Annotated in this window: 2 protein-coding genes and 1 rRNA gene; all 3 read left to right on the top strand. The window is 45.7% G+C overall.

Annotation, left to right across the window (positions count from 1 at the left end):
- Positions 1-105: ribosomal RNA gene (gene rrf / locus BUQ91_RS14120) — 5S ribosomal RNA — on the top strand; the annotation flags it as partial.
- Between the two features lie 514 nt (positions 106-619).
- Positions 620-4,783 (top strand): fibro-slime domain-containing protein, encoded by a 4,164-nt coding sequence (locus tag BUQ91_RS14115; RefSeq protein ID WP_254842379.1) that lies wholly within the window; start codon positions 620-622, stop codon positions 4,781-4,783.
- Positions 4,784-4,942: 159 nt separating this feature from the next.
- A complete protein-coding gene (locus tag BUQ91_RS14110) occupies positions 4,943-9,223 on the top strand; it encodes a fibro-slime domain-containing protein (protein WP_074209726.1) in 4,281 nt (1,426 codons plus the stop codon).
- Positions 9,224-9,244 lie beyond the last annotated feature (21 nt).

Raw genomic sequence — 9,244 nt, 5'->3', positions numbered from 1 at the left:
ATCGAGTGAGGGTCACACCCGTTCCCATCCCGAACACGGAAGTTAAGCCTCAGATCGCCGATGGTACCTGGCCCCCGGGCCCGGGAGAGTAGGTCACCGCTGGATTCACGCCCCGCTTGCCGAAACACGGCGAGCGGGGCTTTTTCTTTTTTTTATAGCTCGCGTGATCTCGCGAGTTACGCAGTCCCGCCGTGCGCCGGCATTCCCGTTGCGGCAGTACTGTCCTTTGGCAATTATTTTGTTCTTGATTTTACGACTAAAATGCTCCTAATACGTTGTTTTTAATCCGTTTTGGGGAGTGCTTTTTTGAATTATTCGCGAAAGAAGAATTTCTATACACAATTTTTTGCCAAAAGATTTCTTTTTTTTTAAATATTTTTGTTTTTTTACATTAAAAAGATATATTTTTACAAACAGGGTGTGGAATAACCGAGAGAAAGTGAGTGTTTTTATGAGACACCTGTATTTAGCTTTTTGTGTTTTCGGCGCCTTCGCGTCCTCTGCTTTTGCTGATTTGACTGTTTACATACAGTCGAATTTTAAAAATGCAGACGTAGCATATACTCCACATCTTCTTCTTAATTCAGGAAAACCTGATGTATCTCTTACATCTTCTACCATGATGCAGCAGGTAACCGATGCGCGGTATTCCTTTACTTTGAAAGGATCGCTTTCTGATTTTAAGGCATCTGATACTTTTAGCATTGTGAAATGTAATAATGCTGATTGTCTCGATGTTGGCGATGGCGTTACTTTTAATGTCCGTGATTTTTTTGAGGGGAGTAATGAAGCCTGGATTTATGTAGATGAAACTACGGGAAAGGTTTCGAAGTCTTTTGCTGCTCTGGAATCAAAGATTGTTTGGTTCAAAAGTCCGTGGGGCAATAAAGCTCTCCCGCAGATGATCTTTGAGCAAGATACTCTCTTGATGCATCCTTCGGAAGATACTGATAAATGTGGATGGTTCTACGCTCCCATTTCTGCTGAAGTGTTGAAAAAATATGTGCTGCATACGGCGCACTTTAATCGCTACAATGCTCCGTGGATGTCTGTTCCCGAAGACAAAAAGCAGATTATCGATTTGGAAAATGCGCTAAAGAAAGATACTGTCTACGTTGACGGTACTTTGGCAACGCCTTCCGTTAGCAATAAGGCCGGTACGGCCGGTGAGTGTTTCGATAAGAATCGTGTTTTGCATGTCTATAATCCTTGGCGTAATAATAGCGTCTATCGCGATAGTACCGTTTACTTGACTATCGATGGCGTTTGGCAAGATTCTGTTGCTGGTACCGATGGAAAGGTCGCTGGTCCTGCTTTGGATGGTCTTGCTTTTGACAAAGACTATAAATACTGGCTTTCCATGACGTTCCCGGAAGATGTCGCTACGTCTGCAGCATGGCATTCTGCGGATGCTAAGGTTCAGATTACCCGTAGCTTTAAAGAGAATATAAAGATTCATTATTTCAGTGATAACAAACGTCCTGTAGTGACCGACTTTTTCCCGTCTGGCGTTTATGAAGCTTGGTTCTTTACCAGTTCTAAGATGGAAGATGTGGATATTTCCTATGCTCCGCTTGAACGTAAGATTGTGCGTTTGTTGAGCCCCTGGAAGAATACGCCGACTTCATTTGTTGTTGATGCAAATAATGATATCGTGAAAATGTCTACGTTCTCGAATGATACATGCGGTTGGTTCGAAGGTGTTTACTATAAGCATGCTGCAGATTGGAAGGTTTACTTCAAGCAGAGTTTTGGACTTGAAAAGTATGATATGACAGGTGTTATCCGTGAGGGTAATGATGTTGAAGTCCTTGTAAATCTTGATTCGTTGATGAGCAAGCATGATACGGCTTGGGTCTATCCGTCTGATAAAAATAAGAGCTATAGCCGTCCGAACGCATCTTCGATATACCCGGTGGGTCGTCTTGGTGAATGTCCTCGTATGAAAATTTCTGCAAGGCTTATTGACTGGGCTAGTGAAAGTTTCCATGACAGCATTGATATCGACTTTGGTAGAGCATGGATGGGTAACAAGTACACGAAGGTGGGAAACGATAGTACTTGCAATACGGGTGAAAAAATTACGGGAATGGTCCAGCAAACACTTGTAGATGGCTACCCGGCTCGTGTGGATTCGACGAAGTTTCCGTGGAATAAGTGCGCTGCTGGTCATGAAATTGATAAATGGTTTAAGCCAGAAGTTGTTGCTATAGTTGGTGGTAAAGAATATACGAATGCTGTGTGTAAGGATATTCCTCTAGAACTTGATGATGAAGGCTTCTGGTATGCTGATTACACGAATGAATCCGGTAATTGCAATGATCCTGAAAGCCCGGGATTCTTCTTCTTGGATGACTTTGAATATCTTGATTCGGCAAAGACTGTAAAGAACCCAAAATTTGACTGGATTGTCATAAATCCATTTACTGGACATCAAACTCCTCAACCGGGAGATACTTGCTTCCACAATTATGGCTTTGCGATGTCCGTTTCTGCAAGTTTCAAATATGTGAAGGGCCAGTACTTTGAATTCCGTGGCGACGATGACGTCTGGGTGTTTATCAACAACAGGCTCGTCGTGGATATCGGTGGTATCCACGATAAGGTGGAAGGCGCTGTTGACCTCGATACGCTTAATTTGAAGGAAGGCCGTGAATATCCGTTCCATATTTTCTATGCCGAACGACAGGCGACGGGTTCTAACTTTAAGATGCGCACGTCCATCAACTTGCAGAAGCAGAACACTTACTTGACTACGGTTGATGATACTAAGAAAAATGATATTACGGGTATTCTCAAGCTGAAAATGGATGCCAAGGCAATTAGCTGCGACCCGAATGCTAAAATTGAAGCTGAAATTACGGAAGCACCATCTGTATTCTATCTTGATGGCGGTAATTTGTCCGAAGCTGCAGAACTTGCTGTTGGCCTCAATTTTGGCGGTATCTTGATTAACGAAGACAGATCCAGCTTTAACATCAATATTGACGAAATTGTAAAGCAGCGTTCGCTCGCTCCGGGTAACTATGTCTTGTTCTTCTATCTCGAAACGGATATGAGCTTGAATGATTCCTATGAATTCGTCATTCCGGAATATCCGAAGCCGCAAATCGCATTTGTCGATGTGTTCAATCCGTCTGCAGATGGTACCTTGAAAGTGTTTGATCCGACCAACAAGACGCTGCGAGGCGAAACGGTTATAACGGGCAAGAACGATACATTGATGACTCATGTACCTTATCCGGAAATGAAATACCTTGAAATTATGGTGACGTATATGGGCAACATTTGCACGGACTGCTTGGTTATGCTGGATTTGAAGCCGACCGATGCTCGTGTGGCTTTCTACAACGAAATGGACCAGCAGATTAATACTATTGAAACTGATGAAACGGGTGTTGCACGTTTCTATGTTGTTGGCGAAGGAGCCGTCAGCGGGGCATCGTTCAGTGTTGTTGGTATTAGCGGTGTCGAGAATGCACTTAAGTGGGATAATATCAACTTTAAGGATCCTGAAGTGCCTCTTGCAAAGACGGGAAGCATTTATGACCGCAATGGCGATGGCATCGCAGATAGTATCTTTGTTCCGTTCGAGTTCGATGCTCTTCGTGAACATGACTTGGATGCAATTGCATGGAACTTTGGCAGCAAGGATTGGCATGAATACAATTCCTTTGAAGATATTGCGAAAATGGTCAAGAATGACTCTACGGTTGTCATTACCGCCGAGAAATTGATTGACTCTGTCTATACGGGTGAATCCAAGACGATCGTCGATGGCAATTTCCGTTACCATTACATCTATATGGACGAAGCATCTGGATCGACTCAGGAATCGGAAACGCTGTTTACAAAGATTCAGGACAAGATCGGTGCTATCATGCTTGAAAAGCCGATGCTCAAGATTGTGTCGGATAAGATGGTCAAGGTGACAATCCAGCTTTCGGAAGGTTGCGATAATTCATCCATTGGTACTCCGCACTTTATTGAATTAAGAGACAAGAACGATAATTTTGTCGATCCGTCGAAGTACAAGGTTGTATCTGCATCTCCGGTGGGTGTAAGCGACTTCTATGATTTGATGTTCCAAAAGACAATGGACTTGATTGTACCGGAAGTGGGCTTCAAGATTCGCCTTATCCCGGGACTCTTGCCGGATTTGAATGGCAATACACCGCACGAAAATAATCCGTGGCGCCGTATCGAAGGTGAACAGCCGCTCGAAACGGAACGTCCGAAAGTCGTAACGGTGAACCCGGGCATGTTTACGGAAGAAAATCCGTGGCCGGGTGATACAAACGATGTGATTCCAATCCGTGTCGATGAAAACCTCACGATTAAGGAAATCATTGAACAGGAAGGCTTGCCGGGCGTGTTGGTGAAGTTCCAACTTAACGATTATGCAACGACTCAAGTGTTCGGTGCAGGTAACGTAAAGCCGGGCACTCCTGAATACAATGAAGTCTTGAGCAAGGTCAAGGTGAAATGGGATATTGAATTCTTCTCGAGCCTGGGTCAATATGTGAACTGGGTGAAGAATGAATTCGCTTGCAACGACAAGTCCATCTTTGGAACAGACTGTATCCAGAATGCAGGCAACATGTTCTTCAAGTGGGATGCCATGAGCGATAAGGGCCGTATGGTCGGAACAGGTGTCTATATTGCCAAGTTCAAGTTCAAGATATTCTCGGATAAGGATGTCGTGGGCAAGGGCGAAGAAACGTTCACGTTCGGTATCCGCCGTAACGACAAATACGCGACCAAGACCAAGAAAATCAAATAACTTTTTTTAGGATATAAAAGTGCCGGACATTGTTCCGGCCTTTTTTGTATGCGGCGGCTGATTCATTAAAAAAGGCTTTTTTTTCATTATGAAGTGTGTAATTCCTTGAATTGAATATATCTTTAAACAGAAGTGTGGGAAGAATAAAGAGGGTGTTGAATGAAACACTGTTGTTTGGGTATTGTAGCCTCTTTGACACTTGTTGTCTCTGCATGGGCTGATTTGACAATTCATTTGCAGTCGCCGTTCCGCAATGATGCAACGGCTTCAAGCTATACTCCGCATATTGTCGGTGGCGTGACGGATTACAATCCGGGTTTTGGCGCTAACTCCCGTACAATGATGAAGAGCGAAGGTGATAACTGGTACGTTTACACTTGGGAAGGCAAGTCGATTGCTGATTTCCAGGACTGGCAGGACTTTGAGTTTAAGGCTTGCCCCAACACTGACGACAATAACTACAATAACAATAACTGTGTTTCGTGGACTGGTGGCGGCAAGAACAGGATTACGGCGTTCTTTGGTACCGAAACGGAAATTTGGCTTTATACGGATGACGCCGGCAGATCTTATGAAAAGTCTTTCATGGCTCCGGGTTCCAAGATTGTGTGGTTCAAGAGCCCTTGGGGCAACAAGGTCTTGCCGCAGTTGGTTTTTGGCGCTGATACCGTGCTGATGCGTTTTAACGAGGGTGACGAGGAAAAGTGCGGCTGGTTCTATGGCGCTTTGACACCTTCCATGATTGCGTCCAATCCGATTTCGGCAGGGTACTTTACGCGTTACAAGGCGCCGTGGTACGTTGTTCCGGCAGATAGGGATTCTTTTGTTGTTTTTGGCTCGCTTCTCCAGACGCAAGATACTTTATTTGTGGATGGTACGGTAGAAAATCCTGTAGTTACTGCTGAAATTGGAACTCCGGGTGAATGTTTTGACCCGACCCGCCGTTTGCACATTTATCATCCGTGGCGCACAAATTCGACATATCGCGATAGCACGTTCTTTATCAAGATTGATAATAACATTTTGAATGAACCGACGGGACTCAGCACCGAAGGCGAATACAAGTATTGGCGCCATATCGATTTTGCTGATTCTGTTGTCGGTTCGTCGCAATGGAATTCGGCGATGACGTTTGTCCAGATTCTGCGTGGCAAGAATGACTGGCCGCAGCATCCGTATTTCCCGGAAGCATCCCGCCCGCGTGCAAGCGAACTTTTCCCGACCGGAATTTATGAAACCTGGCTTTATACGACGACTGCGTTGGAAACGCTTGATTTGGTTTTCTATCCGCCGGAACCTAAAGTGGTTCGCTTGAAGAGTCCGTGGGAAAATCAGTCACCGTCCATGGTGATTGAATCGACTGGCGATGTCATCAAGATGGGGCCGCTTACGGATACTTGTGGCTGGTACACGGGTACCGTTTATAAGCATGCGACCGATTGGCGCGTTTACTTTAAGCAGACTTTTGGCATGGAACGCTACGGTGGCAAGGGTGTTGTTCCGGAAATAGACGTACTGGATTCCCTGATTTCGCTGGATTCTTTAATGGCAACGCATGACACGGTTTGGGTTTACCCGAACCCGAAACAGCGTTATGAACCTGCCGATACGACTCGCTATCCGGGCATTCTTGGCATTTGTCCATCGCTCAAGATTTCGGCGCTTGTTGTGGACTGGGCTGGTGAAAGTTATCACGATAGCATTGACGTGGACTTTGGTAACATTTATGGTGGTAGCGAATATACCACCGTTATGGGACTTGACCAAAATGGAGCTCTCGCTGAATTTAAGACATGTTCAGGTCATGTGCTTGGCATGGTGCAGGATACACTTGTAAATGGAGCCCCTGCGCGTGTGGATTCGCTCGTTTATCCGTGGGGTCAGTGTTCTGCAGCGCGTGAAATCGAGAAGTGGTTTATTCCGCAGGTGGTGGCAAAAGATGCTGCTGGCAACGAATACAAGAATGGTGTTTGCCGCGATATCAATTTGACGCTTGATGAAGAAGGTTTCTGGCAGGCTGACTTTACGAATGAGGAAGGTGATTGCAACGATACGATTAATCCGGGATTTTATCCGATTGATGATTTGCAGTACCTTGATTCGGCAAAGAAGGTTTTGAATCCGAAGTTTGACTGGAACATCAGTGGTTGCCGTCACAATTACAGTTTTGCGATGAAGGTCTCGGCGCAGTTCAAGTATGTGAAGGGCCAGTACTTTGAATTCCGTGGTGACGATGACGTGTGGGTGTTTATTAACAACCGTCTTGTCGTGGATATCGGCGGTTGCCATAGCCCTGTAGAAGGCGGCGTGAACTTGGATACGATTGGACAGAACGATCCTTCGTTAAAGCTTGTTGAAGGTCGTGAATATCCGTTCCATATCTTCTTCTCGGAACGCAATGCAACGGGTTCGAACTTCAAGATGCGTACGTCTATCAACTTGCAGACGCAAAAGACGTATTACCCTGTCGAAGAAAAGACAACGGACGGAACGATTAAGTATACCATTTTGCAATTGCTGATGGATGAATCGATCAGTTGTGACGTGTCGAGCACTTCGAAAATCGATACGATGCCTGCGCAATCTTCGTTTGTGCTGTTTGGCGATGATGAAAGGATTCCGCCGGATGGCATGGAACTTTTGCCGGGAACTATTGTGGGTATCAATATTGATGCCAACATGGCTGGCTTTGTGATTGATACGATGGAAATTGTGCGTAACCGTTCTTTGGCACCGGGCTCTTACATGTTACAGTTCTTCTTGGCTAGCGATATGACCCAGTCTAGCGAAGTGTTTTTTACGGTGCCGGCTTATCCGCTTCCGGATATTGCGTTCATTGATGTGTTTAACAGCCCAGATTCTATCAAGGCTTTTGATCCGATGGGCATTAGCTTGCGCGGCCTTCCGTTTGATGGTACTGCAAACGATACTCTCCTTACGCATGTGGCGTACCCGGATACAATCCCCTTGCAAGTGGGTGTGTTCTATATATCCCATCTTTGCACGGACTGCTTTGCGGTTTTGGATTTGAATACTTCGTTCCCGATCAGTTTCTTGGACGAAAAGAAGCAAAGGGTGAACAAGTTGATTACTGATTCAACGGGTGTTGCCAAGTTCTATGTTGTCGGCGATTCTTCGGTAACGAATGCAAGCTTTGAAATTTCTGGAAGCGGTGTCGCAAATGTTATTACGTGGAAGAATATCCACTTTAAGGAGCCTCCGGTACCGTTTGCAAGTTTGGGCGAAGCTCATGACCGCAATGGCGATGGTGTACTCGATAGCATTGCAGTTGTGTTCAACAAGCCGTTTGGCGAGACTATTCCAGATACAATCGCATGGTCTTTTGGTAGCGACGATTGGCATACGGTGGCCTCTGTACAAAATGTGGTCATGCTGATGCAGGATGAAAAGAGTTTGGCTATTCAAGCGGATAGTTTGTTGGATAAAGTCTTTACGGGCGATGCAAAGGATCCGTATCAGGGATCATTCAGGTACCATTACACGTACATGGATAAGGAAACGGGACAGATGACGCAGCTCAGCTTGGACGGGCTCGCCATTGAAGACCGTATGGGCGCTATTCTTGTGGATAAGCCGATTGTGAAACCGATGGGTGAATCTGTGAACAAGCTGACGGTGTATATCAGCGAGGCAACGCAAGCGGATATACTCAATGGGTTGCAGTTCCTGGAGTTTAAGGACAAGACGGGAGAATTGGTAAATCCGATGCTTCTCTCGGTTGTGTCCGTTTCGCCGAACAGGAAAAGCAATTATTATGACGTGATCTTCCAGAAGAGAGATGAAAGCATGGTCCTTCCGGAAGTGGGCTTTATGGTGCGCTTGATTCCAGGTGTGCTGCCGGATTTGCAGGGGAATGTGCCGCATGTGGATAATCCGTGGCGTCGTATTGAAGGTGAACAGCGCGTGGGTATCGAAACACCTCGCGTTGTCGGGATTGACCCTGCGACTTGGACACCGGAAAAGTGGCCGTATCAGGATAATGTTGCTCCTATCCGTGTTGACGTTTCGAAGAAGATTGAAGATGTCGTGGCCGAAACAGGTTACCCTGGCGAACTGATTTCGTTTGACTTGAGCGAAGTTGGCAAGTCATTGCTGTTGAATTCTGATGAGCCGAGGAGCGTTGTGCTTTCGAAGGTCAAGATCAAGTGGGAAGTGGAATACTTCTCGAGCCTAGGGCATTTTGTCAATTCGAAGAAGGGCGAGGTGGCTTGCAGCGATAAGGCTATCTTCGGGACAGACTGCGTGGATAATCCAGGCAATATGTTCTTGATGTGGGATGCTCGCAGCAACAAGGGACGTTTTGTCGGAACGGGCGTGTATATTGCAAAACTCCGGTTCAAGATTTTCTCCGATACAAATATTGTCGGGAAGTTTGACGAAACGTTCAATTTGGGCATTCGCCGCCACGGCAAGAAATAACCACAACTTATCAACAGTTTA

The sequence above is a fragment of the Fibrobacter sp. UWB11 genome, assembly GCF_900143015.1.
GTDB lineage: Bacteria > Fibrobacterota > Fibrobacteria > Fibrobacterales > Fibrobacteraceae > Fibrobacter.
Note: the sequence above shows the minus strand (reverse complement) of the source record. Positions and strands in the feature narration are given on the sequence as shown.